The 26,317-nt window shown below is 57.9% G+C and carries 28 protein-coding genes; 11 read left to right on the top strand and 17 right to left on the bottom strand.

Annotated features, from left to right (window positions below):
• Positions 1 to 67 precede the first annotated feature (67 nt).
• A complete protein-coding gene (locus NDI86_RS20400) occupies positions 68 to 373 on the top strand; it encodes a plastocyanin/azurin family copper-binding protein (protein WP_310902110.1) in 306 nt (101 codons plus the stop codon).
• A gap of 818 nt (positions 374 to 1,191) precedes the next feature.
• The gene (locus NDI86_RS20395; protein ID WP_310902109.1) at positions 1,192 to 1,446 is read left to right on the top strand and encodes a hypothetical protein; all 255 of its coding nucleotides are present in this window, start codon (positions 1,192 to 1,194) and stop codon (positions 1,444 to 1,446) included.
• A 277-nt stretch (positions 1,447 to 1,723) separates the two neighbouring features.
• Here the strand turns inward: NDI86_RS20395 and NDI86_RS20390 are convergent, their stop codons facing one another.
• The 3 genes from NDI86_RS20390 to NDI86_RS20380 are packed head-to-tail and all read right to left on the bottom strand — an operon-like array spanning position 1,724 to position 3,004.
• A complete protein-coding gene (locus NDI86_RS20390) occupies positions 1,724 to 2,422 on the bottom strand; it encodes a rhomboid family intramembrane serine protease (protein WP_310902108.1) in 699 nt (232 codons plus the stop codon).
• Positions 2,409 to 2,729 (bottom strand): hypothetical protein, encoded by a 321-nt coding sequence (locus NDI86_RS20385; RefSeq protein ID WP_310902107.1) that lies wholly within the window; start codon positions 2,727 to 2,729, stop codon positions 2,409 to 2,411. The genes NDI86_RS20390 and NDI86_RS20385 overlap by 14 nt, the downstream gene beginning before the upstream one ends.
• Positions 2,730 to 2,737: 8 nt before the next feature.
• Positions 2,738 to 3,004, bottom strand: a complete 267-nt coding sequence (locus NDI86_RS20380; RefSeq protein WP_310902106.1) for a hypothetical protein — start codon at positions 3,002 to 3,004, stop codon at positions 2,738 to 2,740.
• Positions 3,005 to 3,153: 149 nt separating this feature from the next.
• Here NDI86_RS20380 and NDI86_RS20375 point away from each other — a divergent pair, with 149 nt between their 5' ends.
• Positions 3,154 to 3,717 (top strand): HTH domain-containing protein, encoded by a 564-nt coding sequence (locus tag NDI86_RS20375; protein ID WP_310902105.1) that lies wholly within the window; start codon positions 3,154 to 3,156, stop codon positions 3,715 to 3,717.
• Positions 3,718 to 4,304: 587 nt separating this feature from the next.
• Positions 4,305 to 5,276 (top strand): NAD(P)-dependent alcohol dehydrogenase, encoded by a 972-nt coding sequence (locus tag NDI86_RS20370; RefSeq protein WP_310902104.1) that lies wholly within the window; start codon positions 4,305 to 4,307, stop codon positions 5,274 to 5,276.
• A gap of 108 nt (positions 5,277 to 5,384) precedes the next feature.
• Here the strand turns inward: NDI86_RS20370 and NDI86_RS20365 are convergent, their stop codons facing one another.
• From NDI86_RS20365 to NDI86_RS20355, 3 genes are all read right to left on the bottom strand, one after another.
• Positions 5,385 to 5,876 carry a hypothetical protein gene (locus tag NDI86_RS20365; RefSeq protein ID WP_310902103.1) on the bottom strand — a complete coding sequence of 164 codons (492 nt, stop codon included), beginning with the start codon at positions 5,874 to 5,876 and terminating at the stop codon, positions 5,385 to 5,387.
• Positions 5,877 to 6,366: 490 nt separating this feature from the next.
• The gene (locus NDI86_RS20360; RefSeq protein ID WP_310902102.1) at positions 6,367 to 6,810 is read right to left on the bottom strand and encodes a hypothetical protein; all 444 of its coding nucleotides are present in this window, start codon (positions 6,808 to 6,810) and stop codon (positions 6,367 to 6,369) included.
• A 214-nt stretch (positions 6,811 to 7,024) separates the two neighbouring features.
• On the bottom strand, positions 7,025 to 7,594 hold the full coding sequence (locus NDI86_RS20355; RefSeq protein ID WP_310902101.1) for a flavodoxin domain-containing protein: 570 nt from the start codon (positions 7,592 to 7,594) through the stop codon (positions 7,025 to 7,027).
• 393 nt (positions 7,595 to 7,987) lie between these two features.
• On the opposite strand from NDI86_RS20355, the gene NDI86_RS20350 reads away from it, so the two are divergent.
• Positions 7,988 to 8,758 carry a type IV pilin domain-containing protein gene (locus tag NDI86_RS20350; protein ID WP_310902100.1) on the top strand — a complete coding sequence of 257 codons (771 nt, stop codon included), beginning with the start codon at positions 7,988 to 7,990 and terminating at the stop codon, positions 8,756 to 8,758.
• A 655-nt stretch (positions 8,759 to 9,413) separates the two neighbouring features.
• Here the strand turns inward: NDI86_RS20350 and sod are convergent.
• The 3 genes from sod to NDI86_RS20335 all read right to left on the bottom strand — a co-directional run bounded on the left by sod (position 9,414) and on the right by NDI86_RS20335 (position 12,530).
• Positions 9,414 to 10,016: a superoxide dismutase gene (sod, locus tag NDI86_RS20345; RefSeq protein ID WP_310902099.1), complete on the bottom strand. Its 603-nt coding sequence runs from the start codon at positions 10,014 to 10,016 to the stop codon at positions 9,414 to 9,416.
• 166 nt (positions 10,017 to 10,182) lie between these two features.
• The gene (locus tag NDI86_RS20340) at positions 10,183 to 11,709 is read right to left on the bottom strand and encodes an MATE family efflux transporter (RefSeq protein WP_310902098.1); all 1,527 of its coding nucleotides are present in this window, start codon (positions 11,707 to 11,709) and stop codon (positions 10,183 to 10,185) included.
• A 185-nt stretch (positions 11,710 to 11,894) separates the two neighbouring features.
• Positions 11,895 to 12,530 carry an NAD(P)-dependent oxidoreductase gene (locus NDI86_RS20335; RefSeq protein ID WP_310902097.1) on the bottom strand — a complete coding sequence of 212 codons (636 nt, stop codon included), beginning with the start codon at positions 12,528 to 12,530 and terminating at the stop codon, positions 11,895 to 11,897.
• A gap of 220 nt (positions 12,531 to 12,750) precedes the next feature.
• On the opposite strand from NDI86_RS20335, the gene NDI86_RS20330 reads away from it, so the two are divergent.
• The 3 genes from NDI86_RS20330 to NDI86_RS20320 all read left to right on the top strand — a co-directional run bounded on the left by NDI86_RS20330 (position 12,751) and on the right by NDI86_RS20320 (position 15,118).
• Positions 12,751 to 13,080 carry a hypothetical protein gene (locus NDI86_RS20330; protein ID WP_310902096.1) on the top strand — a complete coding sequence of 110 codons (330 nt, stop codon included), beginning with the start codon at positions 12,751 to 12,753 and terminating at the stop codon, positions 13,078 to 13,080.
• An 87-nt stretch (positions 13,081 to 13,167) separates the two neighbouring features.
• A complete protein-coding gene (locus NDI86_RS20325) occupies positions 13,168 to 13,788 on the top strand; it encodes a TetR/AcrR family transcriptional regulator (protein WP_310902095.1) in 621 nt (206 codons plus the stop codon).
• A gap of 145 nt (positions 13,789 to 13,933) precedes the next feature.
• Positions 13,934 to 15,118: an outer membrane protein assembly factor BamB family protein gene (locus tag NDI86_RS20320; RefSeq protein ID WP_310902094.1), complete on the top strand. Its 1,185-nt coding sequence runs from the start codon at positions 13,934 to 13,936 to the stop codon at positions 15,116 to 15,118.
• Between the two features lie 91 nt (positions 15,119 to 15,209).
• Here the strand turns inward: NDI86_RS20320 and NDI86_RS20315 are convergent, their stop codons facing one another.
• The gene (locus NDI86_RS20315) at positions 15,210 to 16,394 is read right to left on the bottom strand and encodes a beta-alanine-activating enzyme beta-propeller domain-containing protein (RefSeq protein WP_310902093.1); all 1,185 of its coding nucleotides are present in this window, start codon (positions 16,392 to 16,394) and stop codon (positions 15,210 to 15,212) included.
• Between the two features lie 305 nt (positions 16,395 to 16,699).
• Between NDI86_RS20315 and NDI86_RS20310 the strand changes: the two genes are divergently transcribed.
• The gene (locus NDI86_RS20310; RefSeq protein ID WP_310902092.1) at positions 16,700 to 17,131 is read left to right on the top strand and encodes a hypothetical protein; all 432 of its coding nucleotides are present in this window, start codon (positions 16,700 to 16,702) and stop codon (positions 17,129 to 17,131) included.
• Between the two features lie 603 nt (positions 17,132 to 17,734).
• Here NDI86_RS20310 and NDI86_RS20305 read toward each other — a convergent pair.
• From NDI86_RS20305 to NDI86_RS20285, 5 genes are all read right to left on the bottom strand, one after another.
• A complete protein-coding gene (locus tag NDI86_RS20305; RefSeq protein ID WP_310902091.1) occupies positions 17,735 to 18,985 on the bottom strand; it encodes a phage integrase SAM-like domain-containing protein in 1,251 nt (416 codons plus the stop codon).
• Positions 18,982 to 19,440, bottom strand: coding sequence for a hypothetical protein (locus NDI86_RS20300; protein WP_310902090.1), 459 nt, complete (start codon positions 19,438 to 19,440; stop codon positions 18,982 to 18,984). Before NDI86_RS20300 ends, NDI86_RS20305 begins: the two co-directional genes overlap by 4 nt.
• 3 nt (positions 19,441 to 19,443) lie before the next feature.
• The gene (locus NDI86_RS20295) at positions 19,444 to 19,983 is read right to left on the bottom strand and encodes a DUF7342 family protein (protein WP_310902089.1); all 540 of its coding nucleotides are present in this window, start codon (positions 19,981 to 19,983) and stop codon (positions 19,444 to 19,446) included.
• A gap of 506 nt (positions 19,984 to 20,489) precedes the next feature.
• Positions 20,490 to 20,912, bottom strand: a complete 423-nt coding sequence (locus NDI86_RS20290; RefSeq protein WP_310902088.1) for a DUF7970 domain-containing protein — start codon at positions 20,910 to 20,912, stop codon at positions 20,490 to 20,492.
• Positions 20,913 to 21,740 (bottom strand): ParA family protein, encoded by an 828-nt coding sequence (locus NDI86_RS20285; RefSeq protein WP_310902087.1) that lies wholly within the window; start codon positions 21,738 to 21,740, stop codon positions 20,913 to 20,915.
• Positions 21,741 to 22,243: 503 nt separating this feature from the next.
• Between NDI86_RS20285 and NDI86_RS20280 the strand changes: the two genes are divergently transcribed.
• Entirely contained in the window at positions 22,244 to 22,519 is a 276-nt protein-coding gene (locus NDI86_RS20280; RefSeq protein ID WP_310902086.1) for a hypothetical protein, read from the top strand.
• Here NDI86_RS20280 and NDI86_RS20275 read toward each other — a convergent pair.
• The gene (locus NDI86_RS20275) at positions 22,514 to 23,506 is read right to left on the bottom strand and encodes a transposase (RefSeq protein ID WP_310902085.1); all 993 of its coding nucleotides are present in this window, start codon (positions 23,504 to 23,506) and stop codon (positions 22,514 to 22,516) included. The two genes, NDI86_RS20280 and NDI86_RS20275, sit on opposite strands and share 6 nt — an antisense overlap.
• A 93-nt stretch (positions 23,507 to 23,599) precedes the next feature.
• Here NDI86_RS20275 and NDI86_RS20270 point away from each other — a divergent pair, with 93 nt between their 5' ends.
• Complete coding sequence (locus tag NDI86_RS20270) at positions 23,600 to 24,865, top strand: DUF2238 domain-containing protein (RefSeq protein WP_310902084.1); 1,266 nt, start codon at positions 23,600 to 23,602, stop codon at positions 24,863 to 24,865.
• A gap of 491 nt (positions 24,866 to 25,356) precedes the next feature.
• On the opposite strand, the gene NDI86_RS20265 is transcribed toward NDI86_RS20270, so the two are convergent.
• Positions 25,357 to 26,100 carry a proteasome assembly chaperone family protein gene (locus tag NDI86_RS20265; RefSeq protein WP_310902083.1) on the bottom strand — a complete coding sequence of 248 codons (744 nt, stop codon included), beginning with the start codon at positions 26,098 to 26,100 and terminating at the stop codon, positions 25,357 to 25,359.
• Positions 26,101 to 26,317 lie beyond the last annotated feature (217 nt).

The raw sequence follows: 26,317 nt of genomic DNA, 5'->3' as shown, positions 1-26,317 counted from the left end.
ACTCGCAGCGACGGTCTCTGCGGGCTGCTCAGCCACCGGTGGGTCAGACGGCGCGAAACGAATCTCGATGAACGACGACTTCGAATTCGACCCGAAGCGGTCCACGATAAGCGCTGGCACCACCGTCAGATGGAGGAACGACAGTGCAGTCGGACATACGGTGACCGCGTACAACGATGAGATTCCATCCGATGCGGCGTACTTTGCCAGTGGTGGTTTCGAGTCGGAAACGGCTGCACGAAACGACATCAGCGGTGGACTGATCGCTTCAGGGGACACGTACGAACACACCTTCGAGCTCTCCGGAACCTACGAGTACGTGTGTATTCCACACGAGAGTTCAGAGATGACGGGTACCGTCGTCGTCGAGTAGCCGCGACGCTTTTCGTTATTAGCATACCGGTGAGTGCCCTGTCGGTCCGGTGAATATCACAATCGTCGACGTTGTACGGTCCAGTTTCGAGATACCCCAAGACCCATCTGAATCGGGGTACCCCTTCACCAGTTGACCAGTACATCCGTAGAATCCCCGCCAGTTAGCCCCGTATCAACTGTCTCGCTTACTCGAAACAGAGCGAGCAGTTCGGCACCGTGGGAGTCCCTACTTTCATCGCTTCACACAGATGCAAGGAGGAAGCCCTCGACTTCAGTCGTGGGTCACTGACAGTAGGGACAGGCCGGCGTGACGACAGCGCTAGAGTCGCGCTCCTCGATGGGCATCAGTCCACAGGAGCGCGTTCTCCGTCCCCTCCTCGGGCGGGTCGCCATCGTGCAAGTCGACGAGGACGGCTTTGTCCCAGTTCTAGGGTGTCTGGCCCTGTTGGAAACAGGTCTGACACGAGAACAGCGTTGCGTCGAGGGTAATCGGGCTGACCGACTGGGCCGTGTTCCTCGAAGTTGTGGAGTGGTCGGACGGCGGGTTTGTGCGGATCGAGGTGGTGGTGGCGCGTGACCGGCCGGGTGGTCGTGACGACGGCGCGGCGGATTTGAGTCGGCAGACAGTATTGCACTACTTCTTCGGTGATCGGTTTCAGCAGCCGTGCTGAATACATAGCCTGCATCTCCTACTTGTGCCCACAGGAGCCTCGATCTACAAACTATTTCGTCCCAGCACTGACAACGGTACGTATGGAATTTATTCGAACGGACTCTAGGGACGTGCGAACCCGTGTTCATCTACGCGCAGGGAGTATGGATGGGACTGATGTAGTTGCCTACGAAGACGTAGATGAACTCCCCGAGGACGCAGCGGATCGAATCAGTCAGATTCTCGATGCGCACCCTGTCGAACGGTATCCAGAAGGCGCTTACATTGGAACATTAGCTCCCCCCGGCTTCGAATCAAGCCACACACGTGACCCAGAAGAAATCATCTCAGAACCATATCCGCGCGGTATCGAACTGTCGGAGTTTCCCCCTGAAAAAGACGTGCTCTACAAGTGGTGAATCGGTTCAGTCGGAAGTTGATTGTCGGTATCAATCGGAAAGCTGCCTGCGATATGTGCCCTCTGTATCTCGCACGGGTTGAATGACGATGTTCCGATAGTTCTAATTTCGAATCGATAGATGGACCCCTGTACCAACCGAGTCAGCACCCCCGTCCGTCTGCTAACCAACAGCCGGCCGCTCCCACCGGGACTTGTTGGTTAACGGCGTCGCGTGGCTGTGACGGTCCGCGTATCGGCGGGCTCGTCGACGGCCGCCTCCAGTTCAGAGCAGAATTTTAGGAGGACCACTCTCTCCCCACCGCGTACCCGACACCGACTACCAACCCGACCAGATGCCCAGTCACGTCGGTCCGTCCAGCTGGTACGACACCAGCACACCGCATGAGTTCGAAGAGCCCGAACCCAATCGGGAACAGCACCGAGGCACCCTGCCAGTACGCACGCAGCGCCCCCACATCCACAGGCCCGTAGTCGCGCGTGTCCAACGCCAGTGCGTCTCGATGTGCGAACAAGCGGTGTGCCCCGTAGAACCCCACGAACGCCAGTGCGCCGCCACTGGCGCCCAGTGTACTGTCCCCCGTCACCGCCGAGCTGACCGTCACCGACACCAGCGCCGTCGCGACGAAGAAGCCGACCAACTCGAGGCCGCCCATGTGTTGCTCGCTCTCGCCGGCGAACAGCCAGAGGAAGGTGACGTTCCCGAAGAGATGCGCCACGTCGGCGGGGTTATGCGAGACAATCGCGAAGACGAGCCCCGGCGAGAGCGTCGGGAACGCCTCCGTCGTGAACACCCACTGCCACTGCGCGACCGTCCAGCCGAGATACAGCGTCCCAATCTCGACGCCGTACCACAACAACAGTGCCAACACGAGTGACTGCGTCGCCGGCCGCTCCCGGAAGGTGAGTCGCCGACGGCACTCGTCGACGAGCGCTGGTCTGGCCGCTGTTGCGACCGACCTGTCACACCCAGCCATCGGGCAGTCGCTCGCTGTGGGTCTGGACCAGTTCGAGTAACGGTTCGATCTCCCTGAAGCGTGGCCCCTGGCTGATCTCGTGGCTCCGGTCGTCCCACACGATGTAGCCAGCGGCGGCCAGCTGTGGCAGGTGGATGTGGACATATTCAGCGTGAATCGGTGTCCCTGGCGCTGATTCGTCAGCCCGAAGCTCCGTGAAATGGACCGTCTCCGTTGGCTGGCACGCGGCGAGCCCGGTCAGGAGCCGGCGCCGCGGTTGCTCTTGGAGGCACTCGAAGAGCCTGTCCCAGGCATTGTAGTCAGTCATGGCGCCGTCTACGCCCCCTCCACCACTGCTGCTACCATCGCAGCGACGAGCAGCAAGGCGACGACCGCCGCTGTCAGCCACGAGAAGCCGGGCACAGCGGCCAGGCTAGACTGGATATCGACGGCAGCCGTCGATAGTGGCACAGCAAAGACGATTGCGACGACAGCCCCGCGTATGAGCCGGCCGTCGACCTGTCCGCGCTGTTGGACCTGATCAGTGTGCAATACTCGTTCCACCGGTGTGCAGTGTCCTGCACTCTCGTCGTCAGCTGTCATCGACACCCCAGTCGACACTGGCAGGGGGCTAAAACCGCAAACACCGTTTAGAACGTCCACACCCCGGATTGAACGTAATAAAGACGCGCCTTGATTCTTATCAACCCCGTGGCTCACCCTTTATCTATCCGGTTGTCTAACAGCATGCCATGGCGCAGGTCCCGTCAGAGTTCGAAGCGGAATTCGAGGCGAGAGGCGAGACATTCTTCGCGATCGCCGAGTTGCTGTACGCCACCCCCGACCGCCAGTACACCCAAGACGAACTCGCCGAGCGCTTCGGGTGTTCGAACCAGACCATCAGCAACCACACCACCGAGATGGAGGAGTGGCTCGACCGTCGCGATGGCCAGACCACGTTCGCCTGGGACGTCGACATGTACGACCCCGGACACACAGAGACCACGATGGCAGTGCGACGATTCTATGCCGACCTCTGGGCTTTTTTGAAGAAGCATACACGGACGGGGCCTGGAGCATTCGCTCTCCTCGGATTCACGATGTTGCTGACCGGCACCGTTGTGTTCTCGTTCTATGTTGGGTTCGCTCTCGAACTCGTTGCTGAGTCGGCGTTGCCGGTCGGTGTCTATCTCGGCATTGCTATCGGCTGTCTGGTCACCGGCGTAATCGTGACGCTCTGTGCACCGTACATGGCTTGGGTGAGCGGGGTTCTGTGGCCGCGCCTGCCCGGGAGTCCGTTCGAGAAAGAGGAGTAATCTAGGGCCAGTCAGTAGGTCCAGAGAAAAGTTGAGAAATTGAAGTGTGCAGCGTGTCACGGTACTTTACTTTGCCATCATCGCTGCATCAGAGCGGACGTTCTTGACGAAACACGGTCTGAAGCACGTGACAGCGCTCCTCCCGGCGATACACACGGCCGAAAGTCATCGCTGTTATTCGTGAGCGCCCGAATCAGTGCCCACCGCGCTCAGCCGGCCGATGTCCACAGCGAGCTGTGTAATGCGCATTGAGCGATGTGAGGGGAGGGCCCGATGGGCGCCGGCTCGCCAAAGACTGACAGTGCCTGCGCCCACAGGCTTTTCCGCCCGCTCCTCCCCCTCTTGGACATGGAACAACGTCTGCTCGGAAGTACCAATCTGGTAGTGACGAGAGTTCATTACGAGTGAGCCGGGGTTATGATATCAGACGCGCTACTCAGCCGTTGACCCCTCAGGCAGCCAATCGGAACGGCGCTCGCTCGGTACAGGTCTCGCACCCAGCACTCAGTTCATGCTCTTTGCCGCCCTACTAGTCCACCGAAATGCCCACGACCGCCACAGAACAATCGGCCGGGAGCGCATATAGAATGAACGCCGTAGCGGCCACAGAGTACGGCGGTCCGGAGGTTCTCCGACTCACCACAGCGCCGAAACCGACCCCGGAACCCGACGAGGTCCTGGTCCGCGTTCGAGCGTCCACCGTCGGACCGGCCAACTCGGCTATGCGTGAGGGGCGACCGTTCCCCGTCCGCTTCTTCAGTGGCCTTCGACGCCCAACATCCATCCCGGGTGACGCGTTCGCCGGGGAGATTGCGGCCGTCGGGAGGGACATCACCCACTTCGCCGTCGGCGACCGGGTGTTCGGGACGACTGCGCCCGAGTCGGGCGCTCACGCCGAGTACGTCTGTGTCCCCGAAGACAGTACGCTCGAACTGACACCGACGGGTGTGAGCGACGCCGAGGCCGCCGCCGTCGCCGACAACGGCCTCACAGCGATGCTGTTCCTCCGAGACGTGGCTGACCTCCAGCCCGGCCAGTCGATCCTCGTCAACGGCGCCTCGGGCGGCATCGGGACCTTTGCCGTCCAGCTCGCCGACAGCGTTGGCGCCGAAGTCACCGGCGTCTGCAGCACCGCGAACCTTGATCTCGTGCGCTCGCTCGGCGCCGACGCGGTGGTCGACTATACCACGACCGACGTTGCCGAAACTGGCGAGACGTACGACGTGATATTCGATGCCGTGGGCAAGGGGTCGTTCTCACAGTTCGCAGACGCGTTGAACCCAGGGGGGACGTATATCACAACTGTCCCTTCGGTCGGGGTTCTCTTCGACGTGGCCCGAACGAGGGTGGTCGGCGACAAACGGGCCGTCTTTGCGGCCACGGGCGTGAAGTCGACCGGCGTACGGAAACGACAGCTCAGAGAGCTACGAGGGCTTCTCGACTCCGGGGAGATACGCTCGGTGATCGGGCGACGGTACCCACTCGCAGAAATCGCTGAAGCGCATCGCTATGTCGATACAGGCCACAAGCGCGGGACGGCCGTGATAATGGTTGATTGACTGGCTGTCGAGTTGCCCGCCCTTGGATGACGAGCCGTGACCCCACGAATACAGTGTCGATGACCCGGCTCGAGTGCGCTACCCGAAAAAGCGCTCCCTATCACCCGATTACTCGTTGCCACTCTTCGCCGCAGTTTCGAGCAGCGTGAGCCGGTCGTCGAAGTAGGTGTCTGCATCCCGCTCACGTTCGAACTCCAGTACACGCGTCAACGCCGTCGAGACCGGTGGTGTTTCAGCGGCCAGCGTTTCAGCGAGGTCGAGATAGTCGGTGGCCAGTTCGTCGAACGCAGCCCGACGGGCTTGTTTGGCTTCGACCACAGCCTGTTGCTCGGCGAGGTCGTCCTCTATCGCTTCCAAGTTGGCAAGCGCATCGTCAGTTTCGCTGGTGTCGGGGCTCGGCGGCGATTGCGATGACTCAGTGGTCGTGGACTCGTGTTCGTTTAGCTGGGCTCGAACTGTCGCGAGTTCGTCATCGATGTCGGCCAGCAACGCCGCAGTTTCCTCCTCCAGCGTCTCGACCTGTCCGTGAAGCAGTCGCGCCTGTGTCTGACAGTAGTCTACCAGCTCTCCAACAGTGACTTCGCCGCCGGTATCGCCCATGCCAGACGCTTCGTCTCCCAGAGGGAAGCCAGTTCTTCTACGCGCGGGGAGACAGCTGCGTAGCACGTATCTGTACTGACACTGGGGTTGCTACAGCAGGCGGGACCCTCCCGTCTCCACCGGCACAGGCCTACCTGTGTACTCGCAAAGAGCCATTTCACAACGCCTGTCAGTTACCCACGACTGAAGTCATGGGCTTTCGCGCTGTTCTTCGTGTGACATCACCGTCAGCGCCCGACAATGCTGCTAACGGGCGACTCAAGGCTCCGAGGTGTGACCCACGAGGTAGCGATGGTCCGCCAGTTCATCATTCCTTCCTTGGTCGCGTTCTCGGTTGGTAGCGGCGTCTTACGTTGGGATGGTACGGGCTCTGGACGTGTACGCCCAGAACAGCTACTTCACGGCCGGCGAGGGGACACCACGCCGGTCACAGTAGCTCGCCAGTATCTATTGCTCGCGGCTGTCACACTCGTCGTTGGAGACTCCTCATCTATGGGTGTGACTGCGTAGCGATGGTTTGGAGAAACTCACCGAAGACGGATTGACAGTGTTCACAGAGCGTGTAATTGGCGTACGCAGGTAACTCATTGCCGACGCGCCGGTAGAGTTCGACCCCGAGTCCGGAATCATCGAAACTGTTCGTACAGAAACTACAGTTCGCGGCCGCCTCCGCATAGGCGTCACCGATGGTCGCGTCCGCACGGATTCGGGGCTCTCCATGGGGATGCCAGCTGGTGAGGAGCTCGATTACCTCGCTCGCACACTCCGGACAGAGGGTGAGGCCCCCGTCATCTGGGATACCCGCAGGTACCGTGGTCCCCTCACTGGGATAGGTCTGGAGGGCGAGTACTCGCTCGGTCAACAGACAGTCACAGAAGGTACACGACAGCGTCCGTGACTGGATTCCGGATGGCTTGCTCAGTTGGCTACTCATAGGCAGTTCTATGTCTGTATGCCACAAAGAACCGCGTCAGACACTCGTCATCTGGCCTCGGAAACGCGATAGTCCCATTCACTCACAAATGACATCAGCTGCTATGCGCTAGCCATATCTCGGTCTGGGATTGGCGGCTCTGTTGAAAGCCTCGGCAGTGACCGCCTGGTGCCAGTTCGTGAAGGCCAACCGAGCGACTGCTATCGGTCAGTTCTCAGTCTGTTTCGACCGCCTCGCCCAGCCGTTCCTCAACGAACACAGCGAACTCATCGGCAAACGACACGACCGATTCCCAGTCGGTGAGCTCAGCGTCTCCTGACTCGTCTGTCTCGAATTCCTGGTTCCTCACGATGAATTTCAACAGCGCTCGCTTGAGAAATCCATACTCTGAGAAGCGGAGTGCCCCGCCAAAGAGGGCGATCCTGTCGGGCCGCCAGTCCGTGTCGTCGATAAACTTGTCGAGATATCCCGTCGCCTCCGCGAGCCCCTCGTCATTCTTCGCCCCGGACGCACCGGAGACCTGGAAGAACCCGTTCGGCTTTCTCACCAGCACGTCGCGGTTCGTTTTGACCCACCTCCTAACTGATGTCTGCTGTCTCCCATAGTGGACCGACGCGCCGACCAAGACCGCGTCGAACTCGTCGGGATCGAGTTCGGAATCGATATCTACAACGTTCACCGTCGTCGCCGTGTGGCCGCGGGCGCTGAATTCCGCCGTGATGCTGTCGGCTATCTCTGCGGTCTGTCCTTCGCCAGTTCCAAACACGGTAAGGATAGTAGCCATGCATGTAATGACGTCGACAACAGTCAAATACTAGCTGTAGATTATCGTGGACAAACGCCCTGTCACCGACGTTCTACGCTGTGTCAGTATGCTAGTTTTTTCTCGAGCGGAACACCACAGTGTGTCCCATCGCCCACTTCAACCTCTGTATCGGTCACGACGTTGCTGACAGACAGTGAGTAGTTGGAGGAGGCACTGCTGAATAGAGGGCGCGTATCCGCCACAGCCTGCTCGATTATATCATCGAAATTTGGCCTGAACAAGTTATTAGATCAGGACTAGGCACTGACTGATATGAAATGGGCATCACATGCGGATACTCAACGGTACTCCGAGCATCGTTGGTTATCACCAGTAGATTCAAACGCAGATAATCCCATTACCTATCAAGTAATGGGTGCCGGGGATATACGAAGTGCCAACGACGCCGTCTCATCGGTCATCTCGGTTATCCTGATGGTGGGTGTCGTTGTGATACTGGGGACTGTCGTATCGGTGTTCGCGCTAGGCATGGCGGAGGGCGTAGATAGTGCAGCCCCAAGTTCGAGTTTCGAGTTCAAGATTTTGGACGATGGAGATATCGAGGTCACGCATGAGAGTGGTGATCAATTGAATGGGAACCAGTTGCGGTTCGCAGGCGCCGCACTCGAAAAGATCGCTACCGGCAGTATCACCGAATGGAACGGAGGTGATGTCACCGCGGGTGACTCGGCGACGGTCAATGTTGAAGCCAACGAGACGCTGAGTCTCATCTGGGAGTCTCCCGACGGCGATGAGACCGCAATGCTTGCAGAGTACGAGGTGCCTGCCGGTGCCACTCCGACGGCGTCAATCGGGAGTGTCGACACAGGTAGTAGTTGGCCACCGGCACATCGTGACGGAGAGGTCATCGTTCAAAACGTCCAGTTCGGTCGAGTGTCAAACGACAACGTCTACGTCGTTGTAGACGACGAACCAGGAGGGAAAGCCAACAAGAACGCGGACCCAAGAGCAGGATGGGTTTCAACTAACGGTGGTAGTATTACGTTCAATTTCCCCATCCCCTATGCAATAGACAAAGGTGAGACGCTTACAGTAACAGTGTACGAGACTGATCAGGAAAAAACTCAGCTGGCTCAGTGTGAAGCGGATGAAGGCACAAAAGTGACGTGCCCAGACCCATGACGAAGACAATTGGCGGGACCATCAGAGCCCGCCCTCCATCATGGAGACAACAGCCAACGAGGAATATACAGACCAGAGTACCACTAAGCGCGGGAATGTCGCTCTCGGGGAGTCTCAGACCGACTGAGACTCCCGCGAGAGGAATCCCACGACTTCAGTCGTGGGTGGATGTCAATAGACAACACCAGCTCGATCTGAACTCGTTCGATTGGTGAACAGAGAGCAAGTCTATCACATTCACTCGCCCACTCGCCCCGCCGCTGCCGGGCGGTTTGGGTGGCGAAAACCCGCAACGGGCGCTGAGGGCGCTCGCTCGCCTGTCGAACGAATCATTAGACGGAAATGTCGACCGCCGATGAACTTATATCTCTGTTTGCCATATGGTAAATCGCATCCCAGCCGTGGATGTACGGCCACCGATCCCCCGGCGGCCGGCCTACATCGTAGTTAAGGGCACCCGTGGTTGGCATCACCACTGGATGCCCCTTCGATGTCTTATTACGGACTGCTATTCTCTCCGGATATTAGCGTTGCTCCTACCGAAAACGCGAGCTACAGTGGTCGAACAACTCCTGCCAGGCTACTGTGAGGAGACGGAAAAATTCATGACAATTGGCACTCGGACGGAATGCAACCGAGATATCGTGTGAACCCGCTATTCGAACAGTTCGACGGCTTGTTCGTAGCGGTCAGCGGGCTCTTCCCAATCGACGACCTCGAAGAAGGCGTCGATGAAGTCGCCTCGCGCCGGGCCATAGTCGTGGTAGTACGAGTGCTCCCACACGTCGAGGGCCAGAACCGGGTGACTCCCCCAGAGGGCGCCCTGGTCGTGCTTGTCGACCGCGACGTTGCGCAGTTGGTTGCTGAAGCTGTCGTAGACGAGCAGCGCCCAGCCACCAGCGGCGGAGGCGGCGGCCTCGAACTCGCCCTTCCACGCGTCGTACGAACCGAAGTCCGCTTCGATGCGGTCAGCTAGGTCGCCTGTGGGTTCCTCGCCACCCTCAGGGCTCATCGACTGCCAGAATAGGTCGTGCAGGATATGGCCGGACCCGTTGTGGGTCACGTTGCCCAGTGCGGAAGCCGTCGAAGAGTAGTCTCCCTCCTCACGATTCTCTGCCAGCGTCTCTTCCGCGCTATTCCACCCGTTGACGTAGCCCTGATGATGCGTGTCGTGATGCCACGTGAGCACCTGTTCGGAGATGTGCGGTTCGAGTGCGTCGTAGTCGTACGGCAGCGGTGGTAGTTCGTGATCGGACATGGATTTCGCTCCGTCGTTTTCCAAGTGGCAAACGAATTTAAACCCTTGCTTTACTGCAAGCACCTCGACTACCGTATGTTCTCTCGAGAGGTGTGTTCCCGCTATCAGCGTCGGAAAACCGAACTGTAGCAAGAACTCCTACGAAGAGTGGCCAGGAGTAGAAGGTTCAATCTTCGCCGCCACTGCTCGGGACGGACTGACTGTCGTCGCTGGTCGTATCATCCCGTTGAACGCCACTGGAGGGAGTCTCAACGACACCATCCTGCCAACTGCCTCGGAGGAAGTATAGACCGGCAACGAATACCATGAGCACGTTCGCTACCGCTTCACCGTACCAGACACCTGTCGCTCCGAGCGTGAGTGGGTCGACGAAGACATATGCCAGCGAGCCACGGAAGACAATGAACCCGAGGATAGCGAATATCATCGCGGTGCGCGTACTGCCACTTCCCCGAAACCCGCCCTGGATGATGTAGAACGCACCCAGAAATGCGTAGGTGGCTCCCACTATCCGGAGGTATTCCGTGCCGAGTTCGATGACTGCCGCGGCGCTCGCTCCAGTGATAAACACGTCGACGATTGAGCCCGCAGACACGAAGATGGCCCCACTCATGACAATCAGCGAAGCGACGGTGAGACCTACAGCGGCAAAGACTGCCCGTTTTGCTCGCGTCGCCTTGTTCGCACCCAGGTTCTGCCCGACAGCAGCCTCGACCCCACGCTGTAACCCCAGTGCGGGGAGTACAACCAGGGACGTGACCCGGGTACCTATGCCGTACGCAGCGACAGCTTCGGCACCGGCGATGGCGACCAACGCCGTCAGGACGGTCGTACTGAGGGCGATAGTACTCTGTTCGATGCTCGCCGGCGTTCCGATTTCGATTATCTTCCGGACGGTCTCGGAGCGGAGTTTGAAATCGGCGAGCGACAGGGCGATTCCGACACGTCCGGACAACAGGAGCCAGAAACCGATGACGGCGCCGATCCCCCGCGAACTAATTGTCGCCAGCGCCGCCCCCTGGACACCCCAGCCAGTGAACCCCGTCGCCGCATACAGCGACGCTTCCAGCGACTCCAGTCCCAGGACGCTGAAGAGGATGTTATCCTGAAAGCCCAGGATGAAGAGTGGGTCAATCAACACGTTGAGGGCGACACCGAAGAACATGAGATACAGCGGTGTCCGTGAATCTCCCCACCCCTGTAGCAGCGACATGAAAATGAAGAACCCGAAGACAAAGGGGATGCCGAGGAACATCGTTCGGGTGTACGCCACCGACAGGGCGAACTCTTCTGTTCCGGGGACCGCACCAACTAACTGCAGCATATTCGGGGCGAGGAAGTACCCACCTGCTGATAGCACTGCAGAAAGCAAGACGATGAACGAGATCGTCTGCCCTGCAACGCGACCGATCTTATCACTGTTTCCCGCTCCCTTATATTGTGCTACCAGTACCGTCCCTGCGACGGTGAAGCCAGCGGCGAGGCTGATGATGAGAAAGACGATTGCCCACGAAAACGAGAGTGCGGAGACGGCTGCTTGGCCGAGTCGACCGACCCAGAAGGTGTCGGCGAGATTGTAGCCCACCTGCAAGAGGTTCGTGAGGACAATCGGTATCGAGAGGACGACGAGCGGTTTGACTAAGTCGCCATCAACGAGATTAACGGACCGATCGCGGCCGGGACCGCCGCTCATTCTGTCTTCCTCGACCGTCGCGTCGGCTTCTCGTATATCGTCATATGGTCGTCACTGTTTTCCAAGTGGTAAACAGGGATAATCGTTTCGAGAAGGCTACGTGGAAAACCGTGTTACAGCTCCCGTCCGGCCGCTGACTACAGGAGTCTGATGGGAAAGCGAACGACTGCAATCGTGGGCAGACATTAGATGTTCACGACTGCGACACCCTGTCGCGGGTGTTGGTTGGATTCAAGTTCGTCGACGATGAACTCGGCCAGGTCGTCCCGCCTCGTCGTGTTACTCGCCGGCAGACTGTAGCCGACTTTCACATGATACGCCCCGGTTCCGTCTTCGTCACTCAGTCCAGACGGTCGGACTATCGTCCACTCCAAGTCTGTCTCCGCGATGCGTTCCTCCATGCGTCTCATGTCTGCGTACTCCCCTCTCAGGATGACTCGCTTGATGAGCAACTCGTAGAATATCGAATTGTTGTCGTCCCAACCGGGATAGGTACCCCCACTCGTGATGGCGATAAGCCGTGATAGGCCGTATTCCTCCATCGCCCGGATGACGTTCTCGATGCCTTCGGAATACAGTTTGACGCTGCCGAAGACCGCGCCCTTACCGACGGTGGAAACCACTACGTCCTGTCCCTGTAGCACACTGGCGAACGAATCGTAGTCCAGTATATCGCCCTGTACCAGCGTGAGCCGTTCGTGCGTGCGATTCAGTTTTGCTGGCGTTCGAGCGATCCCAGTTACCGCGTGACCTGCTTCGAGTGCTTGCTCAACTACCCGCCGTCCCGTTCGTCCGGTGGCTCCGAAGACTACTAGCTTCATCACTCAGTTCTTTGCTCTCCGAACCGCCGGAGCGCCATTTTCCAACTCGTTGCCCTATTTTGCTGTTGCTGGTGGTGGACTCGCTGTCCAAACATCTCTTGTTTTCCGTTCGGAAAACATTCGTATGTATTTTGTGAAAGTCTGTTTCGGATGCCCGGTTTCGGATACCCAATCCGCCGGTCTGCCACGCGCTTATTATCGCTCGACCCGTACTTCCTCTATGGCGTATCGATTCGTTCGTGCTCGTCCGATATTCGACCAGCTGTCTGAGCTGCGCAGGCGGCTGGACGATGGTGAAATCGAACAGATGAATCCGTTCGGTCGGGCAATGACGAAATCGATGAACAACGTACGTTTCGATCGGGAGTCGGGGGAAGCCGTCTGGGTCGAGGAGGATTACTGCTCGCCGCCGCTTGCGATGGAGCGTGACGTATTAGAGCAGTACTTCAACGATATCGTGGTCGTCAAGGAGAACGTGATCGAGTCGGAAGGGTGGAACCGAATCGAGGACTATCCCCTGTTATGGGACGAAATCGCAGAGGAAGTATAGGCAGCCGATGAATCTGCCCACGGAATGTGGTGCTGACTATCCCCCATCGTTATCAGGAGTAACTTCCTCAGCTTATACCAATTGAACATGACGACTAGCAGACCGGAGATTCCAGAGGATACCTACGAGGACCTGATGCAAGCGACTGCTCGTGCCTTGTGTGAACACGGATACAGTCGCCTCCGGGTGCGAGATATCGACGACTATTTCGGCAAAAGCCGTCAGCTTATCAACCACTACTACGACGGCAAAGACGACCTCATTGAGGCCGTACTTCAATATCTGCTTGAAGAGTATGAACGCGGCATCGCGGTCGGAGATGATGTCGACCCCGAACAGCAACTGCACAGTTATATCGGGCAGTTTTTCCACGGACCGGATATCGAGAACTTCGACCACTGGGCGTTCGTTACGGCTCTCATTGAACTTCGCTCACAGGCGCAGCACTATCCACGCCATCAAGAATTACTCTTGCAGAACTACAACCATCTCAGAGCGATTCTCGTCGCCATCATCGAGAAAGGGATTGAACAAGGAGATTTCAAAGATGTGGACGCAGATACGTTTGCGACTGCGATTATCGATGTTATCTCGACCTCTCGGATGCACAAAGTGTGCCTTGGCGATGACGACGCAATTGAGCATGGCCGCGAAGTCCTCGAGACTATCATTCTTCCACAACTCATAGGAGACCCTGGCAGAAACTAACTGGGTGCGTGAGATTGCTATTCGGTCAATACAGGTGAAGAAGTGAACGAATCAGTACGCAGTAAACTCTGGCTGATAATCTCATATTTCGCTATTTCTATATATTCCAACAATATTATTTTTGTAGGTGAGTATGAATATATATATGAACAAAAGAATCTCCACACGGAGAGAATTAATCGGCGCCGCTGGGGCACTCGGAATTACTGCCCTGGCTGGCTGTGCCAGCCAGGACAGCGTGGGTGACAGCACCGAGACCGAGGAGACTACTGAAACGGAGACAGCGGCCGGGGACCTAGGTAGCTGGCCACAGTTCCAATACAATGCGGCCAACACAGGTTTTGCGCCGGATGAAACGGGTCCGAAAGAGGCAGTCACGGAGCACTGGCGTCGTGAGACGGATGGATGGTCGTCGTCCGCCGTGGTGGCCGATGGGACTGTCTACGCGGGCGGATTTGATGGAACCGTGTACGCGATGGCTACAGCCGACGGGACCGAGCAGTGGACACAGAGCGTAGGCGACCAAGCAGCGTCGACGCCTGTAGTCGATGGCGGCACCGTCTATGTTTGGGGAGAGGAGCTCACCGGGGGAAGTGTCGTTACCACAGTGTACGCGCTGGATGGGGGTGATGGCACCCGGCAGTGGAGCACGGCAGTCTCAGCGATATCGTCGCCGACGGTAGCCGACGGGACTCTCTACGTCCAGGGTGGACGCGGCATCTCTGCGCTGGATACGGCCAATGGCACCGAACGGTGGTCGTACGAGACTGGCGGGGGTACCTCGGTCCCAGCGGTAGCCGATGAGACCGTCTACGCTGGCGCGTACGACGGAAACGTATATGCGCTGGACGCGGCCGATGGGACCGAACAGTGGGTCTTCGAGACGGACGACGAGGTTGGAGCGGCACCTGCTGTGAGCAACGGGACGGTGTATATCGGGAGCTGGGACGGGAACGTGTATGCGCTGGACGCGGCCGACGGCGCCCAACAGTGGTCCTACGAGACAGGGGGCTCGGTATCGTCGGCTGTGACGGACGACACGATATACGTCGGAGGGTGGGACGGGAACGTGTACGCGCTGGACGCTGTCGACGGCACTGAACAGTGGTCCTACGAGACTGGCGACTACGTCGATGCGCCGGCGGTGGTCGCCGACGGCACGGTTTACATCGGAAGCAACGACACCAATCTGTATGCCTTAGACACCGATGACGGCAGTGAACAATGGGTCTACGAAACGAACGACGGAGTAGACTTGGAAGCGACAGTTGTCGATGGAACACTCTACCTCAGTGTCGATGAGAACCTGTACGCGCTGAGCGAGCAGTAAAGCCACCGCCCGGATAGTATCGCCTCTCAGAGAAGGCGGATGCGGAACACGCAGAAAGGAAACGGATACCGTGTCCGTTCAGAGCGCCGCGTTACTCCTCGGCAAAAGCGTATACGACGCCATCCCCGCTCCCGGCATAGAGGGTCCCGTCTACTACCACCGGCGATGCGGGGTCTTCCCCAGTGCCGTAGACGGCCTGTGAGGAGCCGTTGGTCGTATCCAGAGCGTAGATATTTTCCCAGCCGTCCTCAACATAGACGAACCCGTCGATTACTACTGCAGCGGACAGTACGTTCCCGTTCATTTCGGCCTGCCATCGTTCGGTGCCGTCTGTCACGTTGACCGCATAGACGTGGTCGTCCAGGCTCCCGACGTAGACAGTGCCGTTGGCTACCGCCGGCGAAGCGTAGATAGTTGCGCGGGTGTCGAAGTGCCACCGTTCAGTCCCGTCAGTGGCCTCAATGGCGTAGAGCGTCTCGTCGTCGTTGCCGACGTAGACGGTGCCGTCGACTACCGCTGGCGATGAGTGGACACTACTCCCGGTGTCATACGTCCACTCCTCCGCACCATCCTCTGCATCCAGCGCGTAGACGGTGCTCCCCTCGCTGCCGACGTAGACGGTGCCGTCGACCACTGCCGGCGATGCTGACACACCTGCGTCAGTCTCGTACCGCCACTGTTCGGCGCCGTCGCTTGCGCCAAAGGCATAGACGTTGCCGTCCCCACTCCCGATGTAGACAGTCCCACCCGCGACCGTCGGGGAAGACTGTACCCGTCCGCCAGTCTGGAGGGTCCACTGTTCGGCGCCGTCGGCCGCGTCCAGCGCGTAGACCGTGTCGTCGTTGCTCCCGAGGTAGACAGTTCCGTTGACGACCGCCGGAGAGGTTTCTACGTCATCTCCCGTCTCGTACGTCCACTGTTCGGTGCCATCGCTCGCATCGATTGCGCAGACAGCCCCATCAGCGTTGCCGACGTAGACGGTTCCGTCGACGACTGCCGGTGCGGACTCCACTTCGGCGCCCGTGTAGTACGTCCACTGCGCGGTGCCAGAGCCACCCGGACCAGTTTGCTCGCTGCTGTGGCCAGTGTTAGCGCGGTCGTACTGGAACATTGCGGCGCCCTGTAGCTCCGGTGTACTGTCGCCTTCGCCCGTCTGAGTGCTCTCACCATCCGTCGGAGCAGAAGATTGGTCGCCCGAACAGCCAGCTATGCCCCCAAGTCCGAGAGCGCTGACGGCAGTCAGGTACTCTCGGCGTGCGAGGTGTTTAGCTACCATGTTAGCAACCAGAATCGTCACTGAATATAAAATTCGGCCATCTAGCCTGACAGTTCACCGTGCTTGGGCCGCTGTGGCCGCTGCGAACTATCTCTTGAGCGGCTGTTACGTCAAGGCCAAGTTAATACGCACGTTTGTTCGCACGGCTTATTCAGAAATACGCTGTAGAAAATGACGCAGTTCCTGTGATGACTACATCCTCTGTATCTCGCACGCTGGTTCTATCAGTTCCAGCGGATTTCAACAGAGCCGTTTGCTGGTACCCGGACCGAAAACCTATGACTGTCCAGTAAGCAGTTGCAGACGTGCAGTTCGGTTCGTCTCTCGTCGAAACACCTCTGCTCGGTGCTACCTTCGCTCTGACGCTAGTCATTTTGGTCGGGAATCTTGTTGCAATCGGTTACTGGGCTCGTGCCGAGGCAGCGGCGCGTGATAGCTCGGCGCTGTGGACATTCGTCATGCTATCTTCGGGCTACGGGCTCGTCTACTACGTGTGGGTCCGCTACGTCAGAAACAACTGGGAGGCACGTTCACAGCCAGCTGACCGACGCGAACGGCTGGTCACGGCATACTCGGTGGCTGTCCTGTTGGCGTTTGTGGTTGGGGCCTTCGTTACACCACCGGACCCGCTGACGCAGGTTCGCACGTTCCCAGTGCTGTTTGTGGGGTCGTTTGTCCTATCGTTCCTATTGGTCTCACGAGAGGCCGTCGGCGGCAGCGGTGACCCTGCTGGCTAAGTTCTACGACGTCCCTCGAGGATATTCGATAGCGTGGTTGGTGTAGGCCAGCCGGAAGGGCTGGAAGAGATAATGTCCGGTAGTGGGTGACTGTGTGGTGCGGTGAAACTGACTACCTCGCCTTGGTCGGCTGTCGGGCCGTAGCTGGTCAGCTCTCACCTCAAATAGGCCCATCGTCCGATACGTGGGCACGTCCCGTCTAGCGAGCCGGGGGCCAGTTGCATCGGGTACAGCGACTACCCTCGCTGCGGTCGACGTGATCGCGAATCGTCGCCCATGGGCCCTCAACCGCGTCGCCGTCCGGGTCGGCTCCACACCCACGGCTGCCCACGAGATGCCACGTTCCTGAGGACTCGGTCCGGGCTGCGTGCACGGGTAAGGTGTCTCAGGTCAGCGTGATAGGTGTGTCGGGGGACAACGGTTGTTCACAGACTCTGAGGTGCCGACGTAGAAGAGATGGTGATGAGATGGGTACCGACGAGCCGCGCCGTGTTGATTTCCAATTCCTGAAGTGTCTCGTCGAGCGACTGGATGCTACCGCCGACCTGATGGGGAAAGACTGAACTGACCTGCTCGTCGAGGCCATGCGCGAGTACACCAGTGCTACTCGATACGCCTGTCAATTTCTTCTAGTGCCTCAGTCGCGACATCACCGAGTTCACCCGCCTCGATGTGTGAGTACCCCTCTCGAACCATCTCTTCGGAGTTATCGAGATACCGAGCTGCAACGGTGTAGCCGAACGCTCTGACGAGAACCTCACCCATTCCACGGCGACCACCGTGGGGAGCGAGATAGTCGTGCTTAGGATGGTCGATGTCGACCTCCCCGTCCGCAGAGAGTCGTTGGAGGATCGACCGCGCCCCATCCGTCGTCATTGACGGTGGTCGGATGTCCTCTGCAAGCGCCAGCAAGAGGTCGCGAGCGTACTCGTCACGCTGTTCGTCGATAGCGTCCGGTCTGAGTCCGCTGTCGGCCAGCTCGTCTTTCAGCAGCGTCGCGAGCGTCCGCTGGTCGAACGTCGGGAACACCGGCCACCGCTCCGTTGGCGGGTCCATCAGCTTGCGATAGCTTCGCAGCGGAGACAACACCGGGTCGGGGAGGCTCGCGGCGTCCCACTGCTGTTTCTTCCGGTAGACGTCCATACTGCCATCTTCGAGCGAGATTTCGTCCCATCGGACCCCTCGCCGGCGAGGGTCGTCCGGGTCGCGGAGTAGCTCGCCGACACGGACAGCTGTATAGGCGAGTACGAAAACGAGCGCCCGGTCCCGCGCCGCTTTCAGGGCCATGTAACGTGTTCGCTGCTTGTCGAGGGAGTCGGTCTCCGCTGGCAGGGTGGTGTACGTTTCGATGGCGTTGCGAGCGCGCTCGTCGACGTACCGGGTGAGAGTGTGCCGTTGTTCGGTCGTCCAGGCCTGCTGGTCGCCGGGTTTGCGACCGTCATCGTCGGGGAGTGGAGCCATCGCACTCGCTCGCTGCGCGTAGTGTGCTTCGAGATACCCCTCGTTGACGCACCAACCACACCACGCGGAGATATATCGATAGTAGGTTTGGACGGTGTTTTGCTTGAGTCCACGGTCGCCGGTCAGATGACGGGCGTACGCCCGGAACACGCGTTCGTCGAGGTCCGCGAAGGTCGGTTCCCTGTCGACCTCATCGGGGACGATTCCGCTCCAGTCATCGTCACCGCGCTCGCCGGCGGCCCACTCGGTGAATCGCTCGAGCTCGCGAGCGGCGTTTCGTCGATAGTTCCCACCATCGCCACCACGGCCCTTTCCTTTGTCTTGGAGGTATCGGTCGAACGAATCCGTGAGTGAGCGCCCGGTACGTTCACCAGATGTATTTTCCGGCGTCATGCTTCCTCATTCGCGTACTGGTAGTTCGGACGGACTTCCTCGAGGAGATCTTCTACGATTTCCCAGAGAATCAGGGAGGGAGTCTGTTGGTTAAACGCGATTCCCCAGCGATCCTCCTCATCGCCGGATGAGTACTGGAAATGCGTCCGTCCAAGATCGGCGTGGTCCTCGTCCTGGTGCCATCCGGCGTGAAATCCCGTGTTCGGGTCGGTGTAGTTGATACGAAACCAGTCGTGCGGGTCCTGCCGGTACCATTTGATGGTCAGTTCCGGCGATTCAGGGGCTGTTGGGGGGTCAAGACGGTCCGGGTCGAAACTCGCCCGCAGCTGCTTGGCCTCGATATCGTCCGGAACGTACTCGACCGTCGTAATCTGTGGCACGCGGCCGAGGACGTCCCGCTTCAGTTGGGCGTAAAGGTTCGCGTTTGGATCGCCTCCGGGATGCGGGACCGACATCCGTTAGCTGCTAGCCTCGGCAGGGTCTGTCGTTGGGGCGAGGAAGTCCCACTCGCGGATGGCGAAGCCGACGATTTCGATGCGCCGCTGCAGGTGTTCCCACTCACGAGCGATTTCACGCCGCTGGTCTTCCGCTTCGCCGTCGAGGGTCTCGTCGGCGAGGGTCCCGCGCAGCTGATTCGGTGATTCGACGCCGAATGTGTCCTCCCAATCTCGGATTTGTGCTTTCATCTCGGCGAGCCGATCCGTGAGCTCCTCGACAGTATGGCCGCTGTCTCGAAGGCGCATCGCCTCCTGCATTGCCTGCTGGCGGTAATCAGGGTAGTACGTAGTGTGGGCACCGCTCTCGTCACGGTGGAGGATACCGTCGTCGACGAGCCGTGCAAGTACGCGCTTAGTGGGCTCGTGTGACCAGCCAGCTTCGGAGGCGATCCAGTTTGCCGTCTGCGGCTCCGAAAGCTGGCGTGCGACCATCCGTACACGGTCTTCACCCGTGGTGTGGCGGTCCATCATGCTCTCGGAGTCTGATTCGTCGTCGGTCATACAACATCGTTCGCACTTTGTCTTAATATAGATTGAGGTCCTTCGTTCTATATTGAACGTATTTCTTCGGTATCACCTCGAACTCAGCTGAGAAGATCCAGAGAAATTCCGAATCCTGTTCTTGCCGGCTCTAGCTGGGTGAAGCAGCGTCCTGAGCCCGTTGCATCATTCGTGCGTGCCCGACAGCGGCGGGGTACTTGAAAGTGGTCGTGATTATTGGAGTAATCACGACCACTCTGTATTTCGACCGAAATGCCGAATTTGGATGTTAGAGTGGCTGGTACGCGCAATCCACGAACTATAAATGGTATATTGATATATCAAAAGCGGAAATTCGCTTGAAGCGAACTACGACCGCTAAGTGGGAGTCGAAGCCAGTGACGTGGTTGAGACAGCCGGGCCTAGCTACTGTTTCTGTGGATTTGGAGAGGTGGCCGTATCAACTGTATCCCCGATACAGCTGATGGACCGTTCAACAGACTGGTCTGGTTTTCCGGAGCATCTCGCTACTTCGCATCATAACCCCACTCCCGTAACTGAGTGGCAACGTCCTCAAGATGCTGCTCAAGGGCAACCTGGTAGGCAGCCTCGCGGATGTCTAGAACCAGTGGCTCTTCGCCAAGCATCGCTTCAAGATCGGCTTGAGCGTGGCTCTCGTTCGCTTGCGTCTCCTGCTGCAGGAAAAACTGGACCATCTCGCGGCCATCCTTTGCGTTCGAGCGCGTGAACAGCCACGGGTAGTTCGAATCCGTTGTCGACCCACCACTGCTTCCGGTGCCCTCCTCAACCTCGTCAACAACAGCTTCAGTAGACTCGGCCGAAGATTCAGACCCAGACTCTTCATCACCGCGGGACGCGTCGTTGCTGCCGCCAGTCTCAACGTCAGCGAACGGGTCCTCGCCAGAACCAGATTTCATGCCGTTAGCCATCTACGCCACCTCCTCAACGTGCGTCGCAAGGTCTTCGAGTTGTGCTAACGTTTCTTCTTCATAGTCGTAGGCTGAGCGGACCTGTTTTACGTAATGTGACGCGGGGTACTGCTGGTCCCAGCAGCCCTCGAACAGCGAGGATCGGTCGGCAATCGCAACTGGCGCGTCGAAACCGAGGTCGCGGATACGCTCGAGGTACTTCGCCTGGTCACTCGTCGAGCCGATACCGTTCGGGATGACGGCCAACACACCAACGTCGATATCGAGCGAGTCGCTCAGATTCAAGACGACGTCTTCGAGGCCTTCAACGGACTGTATGCCCTTGCCGGTGGGCTCAACCGGCACGACCAACGATCGTGTCGCATGAATAGCGTTGTAGAGGTGCGGTCCGGCGGTCGCTGGTGGGTCAATGATGAGAGTGTCGTAGTCATCCATCACTCCAGCTTCAGCTAAGACCTCTAGGAGCCGTTCGTTGGGCGAAAAGTACTCGCCGAGGTCCTCGGCCATCTCCTCAGCTCTGGAGAGCAGGCTCGGTAGATTTTCGAGCATGTCGTGATTCGGTACGAGGTCGAATCCATATCCCGTCTCGTGGACGAGGTCGTCAAACTCGCCAAGGGGTCGGTCGATAAGGTGGCGCCCAATGTTGTCGGCATCGCCGTCGCCCCGAGGTGCATCGACTCCGAGTAAGTAGGTTAGCGAGCCCTGCTGTGGGTCCAGATCGATCGCCAGAACGTCTCGACCGTGGTCCGCGTGCGCCGTCGCGAGGCTCGCAGCGAGCGTCGTCTTGCCGACGCCGCCAGCCTCGGAGTAAATCGTGTACGCAAGCATATCTAACCAGTTGGCCTCACTGGTTATAATCTCCAGTCAGACGCACGGCACACACTAACCAATTATACTGTTTAGTTAGACTAAGCAGTTACACTAACAAGTTAGACCAACAAGTTAGGCTATTAGGACAGTCTTGGAGGCTAGCCTTATTAAGTAGACTCTCTGGCAAGTTCTGCAGGTTGAACTCAAAGAAAATGGTAACACTCGCCAGTGATATCTGTCATCGCAAGTCGACCAGCTGGGCTGATTACCGTCGAATGCAGGAACGAGGACAAGGATAGAGTTCTATTCGTCTGTGGGATATTGATCAGACAAATACGCTTATCGAGAGAGGGGTACGCACTTGTACTCAAACGATTAGGCCCCGAATTCCGGCGCTTGAGACTTGAGAAGGGCTGCTCTGGACGAATCCAAATTGCGCATATCAAATACCGCGATACAATTTCTCGCGGGTAAGTTCTCGTCGTACGAACATGTTCACGTGAATCACTATGATTCTGAAGATGGAACTGTTCAAAGTGACCGATAGAGAGCGTCAAATTCGGGAACTGGTCGCCGATATTCGGACACACGAGACGGTAGATGATGCGTTCCTCGCGAAGAGTTTCACTGACCGGTTGCTGATTCTCGATATCAACGGAACTGACGGGATTCCTGAAGAGATAGTAGCCCGGCTCAGGGAACGCGATTTTTACAGTGCCGAAACTGTGTACGATAAGTCCGGCAATCATACGTCCGATTTTGGTGACGTAGAGCGTGTCATAGAATCAATCTCATAGCTTCTCACAGCCCGGATCGTTTCCTCGCTCGTAGTTGGTGATTGCAACGACAAGCCGTAGGCAAAGCGCAAGAAACACTTCTGTTCGTGCATGGACGCGGCCTCGGGCGCGGACGTGCCCGAGGCCGCAGTCCTTGACTGCGTCGTTGGTTCGTTCGACTCCTGTCCGGTGGTTGTACGTCTTGTCCAAGATGGATTGCTTCAGCTGGATGTCCTCGCTGTGTTTCTCGATGCGGTCTTCGATCCTGTACTCGATATCTTTCGGATCGTCGGTGTTTCGTGGGTTGTACGGAGCGACCGGCACGACCCCTGCGGCCAGCAGGTGGTCGTGCCAGTCAAGGATGTCGTAGGCGCTGTCTCCAAGCATCCAAATCGGTGTTTCGACGGCGAGCGCGTCACGTGTGACGCGCATCGCCGTCTCCTGATCGGCTTGTTTTGCTTGTGTGAATTCCGCTGCTATCGGGATCTTTGAGCCAGTTGAGACGATCGTACAGCCGAAGCCGTAGTAGTACTCCTCGGCTGTCGGATCGTAGTTCCACGAGGCTGCGTCGTTGTACTGGATCGCTTCGATGTGGGTCGAATCGATGGAGTACGTGGAGTCGAGCAGGCCGCGGGCGGCGGCCTGCTCCACGAGTCTGCCGAAGACATCGTCGATCACGTGTTGGAGATCGGTGAGAAACCGGTCAACAGTGTCTCTGGATGGCGGTTTGTCGAGTCCGCAGTAGTACCAGACGAGGCTGTGCTGGAGTTCTCGCGTTACCGGGCGTGTGCCGTAGACGTTCTCGTAGTAGCAGTGGAGGAACCCCCGAAAGAGATCGGGTGGCTGATGCACTCGTGTTCGCCCCCGCTCGTCGGGGGCGAACACGTCGTACTCAAGCAGAAACTCGAACTCAAGGTGTTCGAACAGCGGGACTGTCTCGGTCGCCGCCGCATTCAAGAAGTCGTCTACCGAAGCTACGTCTTGCAGGGTTGCGCTTGTGCTGGACACACTTCGCGCACCCTGCCGCTTCGTAAGTGACGCTTTCTATGACACGCTCTAGGGGTGAAAAGACAAATGGTCCTGATAGATGAACAACAGTGCATGGATCAGACCGGGAAAATAGGTGCGTTACTACGGAGTGCACGCACGAATGCAGCACTCTCGTGGAGCCTATTATTCGGCGTCGGTATCTTCGCCGGCAACAGTCTCGTATCAGGCGATTTCCTCTGGACAGGATTTGCGATGCTGATTCTGGGAATCGCAGCTGTTCCACCGCTGTTCTTTCGACGAACCAGCGTCATGCTACCGTGGGAGGTACTGTTGCTAGTCACGCTACCCCTCGTAGGGCGATTAGTGATCTCGGGGGGCTCAGCTCAGTTATTCACGTCACATCTTTCGGTCGCAGCACTCGCCCTTCTCATCGCTGTCGAACTCCACGTGTTTACAGCCGTTCGAATGAACGAGTGGTTCGCGGTCTCGTTCGTCGTCATTATCACATTAGCTACGGCGGGTCTGTGGGCGGTCATCCAGTGGGTAGCTGACGAGCTCTTCGGGACGTTTTTCATTCCGAATTTACAGACGCTCATGCTCCACTTCACTGGTGCGACGGTCGCCGGGATCGGAAGTGCCCTCCTGTTCACGTTGTATTTTCGTCGCATTACCATTCTATATCAGCGGTGTTGCCCCGGCATCCGACCTCCGTACACGAGAGCTGAGCCAACTCGATCTCTCGTCCGATTTCGTGACCGACTGGGGATATCTGAATCTCATGAACGACTAATCGTCCGGTTCCTGCAGATGATTCTTCTTGGCATACTCGTCGTTGGAAGCGTTCGAGGAGACACGAGCGTTATCGTCAACAGTGCACTGGGCTTTGGCGTGACGCAGCTTCCCGCGTTACTCAAACGGGACTACGGTCTTCCCATGGACTCGGGGCTCGTGCTCTGGATTACCGCAGCCGTCGTCGTTCACGCTGTTGGTGCCCTAGGACCGTACCAGTCGATTTGGTTGTGGGATAAACTTGCCCACACGCTTTCTTCCTCCGTCGTCGCAGCAGTCGGCTACACGACCGTACGTGCGGTCAGTGAGTACACTCCTGATGTGTGGATTCCCTCTCGGCTGATGTTCGTGTTCATCTTGCTGTTCGTACTGGCTGCAGGTGTGTTCTGGGAGGTGCTCGAATTCCTCGCAGGGCAACTGGCAGTCGTCATCGGAAGCGAAGATGTACTCATTCAGTATGGGTTGACCGACACGATGCTCGATCTTGTCTTCGATACCGTCGGCGGGCTCGTCGTTGCGATATGGGGAACGGCTTATTTGACGGGGACAGTCTCGGAACTCACTTCTTGGTTGAACGAACGAAGTTGACGAAGACTCTATATATCCGCGTTAGTCGGTGAAGAGGTATCACGTAATGATCACGGCTCTGGCGACTCCGCTGGTGCGTCAATCGCTATCGTGTTCCCGAGTTTACTGAGGATTCAGGTGGTTGTCTGTCCCGAATCAAAGCCAGACGAGCCGCCCACACAACATCTTTGAGACGGGTCGGCGTACGCTTCAATATGAATTGGCAGTGTATGTACTGTGATACGGTAATCGAGACAGAAACCGAGGATGAACGAAACGAACAGGGACGTCAGCATCTACTCGAACATCACCACACTGAACTAGAGCAGCGATTCAAACGGGAATACACCGGAGATTGCCAGAACCAGGATTGTTCACACCACTTCGAGGCCACGGACGAAGACGAAGATCACTCGGGGTTTGTGTGCCCACATTGTGGTTTCGACCACGCGGAGTGGTATGCCGGAATGCTCACTGTCGAGTGAAATCAATGGAACGGCTCGTGTCGACTCTTACATAAACATCCCATCAGCCGGTGATTGCGTTGTTTCGTCCGCTTTGACGCGCTCGGATAGTTCCTGATAGTACTCTTCTATCTTGACGGCAAACGCTTCGAGTTCACTCGTGTCGACGTTTAGCTCGTAGAGGGTGTCAACGGCCTCAACGAGACGGATCGCCGCTTCGACGTCCGGGACCTCCTCGTGAACGGGCGTACTGAGTAGCCCGACTCGTAACGACGTATCCATCCCATGTTCGATGAGGCTCGCATTGATGCCCTCAAGGAAGCCACGACCCATCGGAGCGAGGTCTGTCTCTACCAGGCGGTGTGTTCGATAGTCGTCAGTCGCGACGAAGAATACGTCGTGTTCCCCCGGTTGGTGAACGACAGGTATCCCGAATAAAAGACTGATTTCGTCGACGCGGTATTCGTGCAACCACTCGATGACAGCCGATGCGAACGGATCTGCCGCCCATCTAGGAACGAGTAGTTCGTTGACGAGGACCGTCACGTCGAGATCGGATCGGGAATATAATCGAGTGTGGTGGCGTGGGGAGCCATCGGCGAACGGCGTGATTGTCGGCAGCGCGTTTATCGTGACGTATCCTGTTTCCTCGAGACCGAGCTGAGTGACGAGGTAATCGGCAGCAGTCAGGCCGGCCAGGCCGTATGCCGAGAATCCAGCGATAATCGTTTCGGCAGGTGCCTCTGTCGTCGTTACGTTTACGGTTGTTTGGTGAGGTGGTTGGGCTGCCATACCGACATCTACGCCCAAAACGCCCTTAATCGTCTCCTTAACACGGTACTCCTCCGAAATACGTTCAGGGGTGAATCAAGCCGAGAGTGCGGCCTATCGACTGGTAGTCTGGATTTTCGAGGTAGGTGTTGACTTGGACCCAGATCGAGTGGAACTCGAGCGGACGTAGGCATGACACAGTTTTCTTTCCTCTTCTTTCTATGGCCAGAATCACTAC

The sequence above is a fragment of the Haloarcula onubensis genome (assembly GCF_031624605.1).
GTDB lineage: Archaea > Halobacteriota > Halobacteria > Halobacteriales > Haloarculaceae > Haloarcula > Haloarcula onubensis.
This window is presented reverse-complemented; position numbering and strand designations above follow the sequence as displayed.

What these genes read in the sequence shown, in the direction of transcription:
- NDI86_RS20325 (WP_310902095.1), top strand. Translation starts at nt 13,168, where the DNA reads ATGACGACTAGCAGACCGGAGATTCCAGAGGATACCTACGAGGACCTG.
- NDI86_RS20305 (WP_310902091.1), bottom strand. Translation starts at nt 18,985, where the DNA reads ATGACGCCGGAAAATACATCTGGTGAACGTACCGGGCGCTCACTCACG.
- NDI86_RS20285 (WP_310902087.1), bottom strand. Translation starts at nt 21,740, where the DNA reads ATGCTTGCGTACACGATTTACTCCGAGGCTGGCGGCGTCGGCAAGACG.
- NDI86_RS20350 (WP_310902100.1), top strand. Translation starts at nt 7,988, where the DNA reads ATGGGTGCCGGGGATATACGAAGTGCCAACGACGCCGTCTCATCGGTC.
- NDI86_RS20270 (WP_310902084.1), top strand. Translation starts at nt 23,600, where the DNA reads ATGGATCAGACCGGGAAAATAGGTGCGTTACTACGGAGTGCACGCACG.
- NDI86_RS20355 (WP_310902101.1), bottom strand. Translation starts at nt 7,594, where the DNA reads ATGGCTACTATCCTTACCGTGTTTGGAACTGGCGAAGGACAGACCGCA.
- NDI86_RS20280 (WP_310902086.1), top strand. Translation starts at nt 22,244, where the DNA reads ATGGAACTGTTCAAAGTGACCGATAGAGAGCGTCAAATTCGGGAACTG.
- NDI86_RS20295 (WP_310902089.1), bottom strand. Translation starts at nt 19,983, where the DNA reads ATGACCGACGACGAATCAGACTCCGAGAGCATGATGGACCGCCACACC.
- NDI86_RS20395 (WP_310902109.1), top strand. Translation starts at nt 1,192, where the DNA reads ATGGATGGGACTGATGTAGTTGCCTACGAAGACGTAGATGAACTCCCC.
- NDI86_RS20385 (WP_310902107.1), bottom strand. Translation starts at nt 2,729, where the DNA reads ATGACTGACTACAATGCCTGGGACAGGCTCTTCGAGTGCCTCCAAGAG.
- NDI86_RS20390 (WP_310902108.1), bottom strand. Translation starts at nt 2,422, where the DNA reads ATGGCTGGGTGTGACAGGTCGGTCGCAACAGCGGCCAGACCAGCGCTC.
- NDI86_RS20375 (WP_310902105.1), top strand. Translation starts at nt 3,154, where the DNA reads ATGGCGCAGGTCCCGTCAGAGTTCGAAGCGGAATTCGAGGCGAGAGGC.
- NDI86_RS20265 (WP_310902083.1), bottom strand. Translation starts at nt 26,100, where the DNA reads ATGGCAGCCCAACCACCTCACCAAACAACCGTAAACGTAACGACGACA.
- sod (WP_310902099.1), bottom strand. Translation starts at nt 10,016, where the DNA reads ATGTCCGATCACGAACTACCACCGCTGCCGTACGACTACGACGCACTC.
- NDI86_RS20370 (WP_310902104.1), top strand. Translation starts at nt 4,305, where the DNA reads ATGAACGCCGTAGCGGCCACAGAGTACGGCGGTCCGGAGGTTCTCCGA.
- NDI86_RS20360 (WP_310902102.1), bottom strand. Translation starts at nt 6,810, where the DNA reads ATGAGTAGCCAACTGAGCAAGCCATCCGGAATCCAGTCACGGACGCTG.
- NDI86_RS20365 (WP_310902103.1), bottom strand. Translation starts at nt 5,876, where the DNA reads ATGGGCGATACCGGCGGCGAAGTCACTGTTGGAGAGCTGGTAGACTAC.
- NDI86_RS20340 (WP_310902098.1), bottom strand. Translation starts at nt 11,709, where the DNA reads ATGAGCGGCGGTCCCGGCCGCGATCGGTCCGTTAATCTCGTTGATGGC.
- NDI86_RS20315 (WP_310902093.1), bottom strand. Translation starts at nt 16,394, where the DNA reads ATGGTAGCTAAACACCTCGCACGCCGAGAGTACCTGACTGCCGTCAGC.
- NDI86_RS20380 (WP_310902106.1), bottom strand. Translation starts at nt 3,004, where the DNA reads ATGACAGCTGACGACGAGAGTGCAGGACACTGCACACCGGTGGAACGA.
- NDI86_RS20290 (WP_310902088.1), bottom strand. Translation starts at nt 20,912, where the DNA reads ATGGCTAACGGCATGAAATCTGGTTCTGGCGAGGACCCGTTCGCTGAC.
- NDI86_RS20300 (WP_310902090.1), bottom strand. Translation starts at nt 19,440, where the DNA reads ATGTCGGTCCCGCATCCCGGAGGCGATCCAAACGCGAACCTTTACGCC.
- NDI86_RS20320 (WP_310902094.1), top strand. Translation starts at nt 13,934, where the DNA reads ATGAACAAAAGAATCTCCACACGGAGAGAATTAATCGGCGCCGCTGGG.
- NDI86_RS20330 (WP_310902096.1), top strand. Translation starts at nt 12,751, where the DNA reads ATGGCGTATCGATTCGTTCGTGCTCGTCCGATATTCGACCAGCTGTCT.
- NDI86_RS20335 (WP_310902097.1), bottom strand. Translation starts at nt 12,530, where the DNA reads ATGAAGCTAGTAGTCTTCGGAGCCACCGGACGAACGGGACGGCGGGTA.
- NDI86_RS20400 (WP_310902110.1), top strand. Translation starts at nt 68, where the DNA reads ATGAACGACGACTTCGAATTCGACCCGAAGCGGTCCACGATAAGCGCT.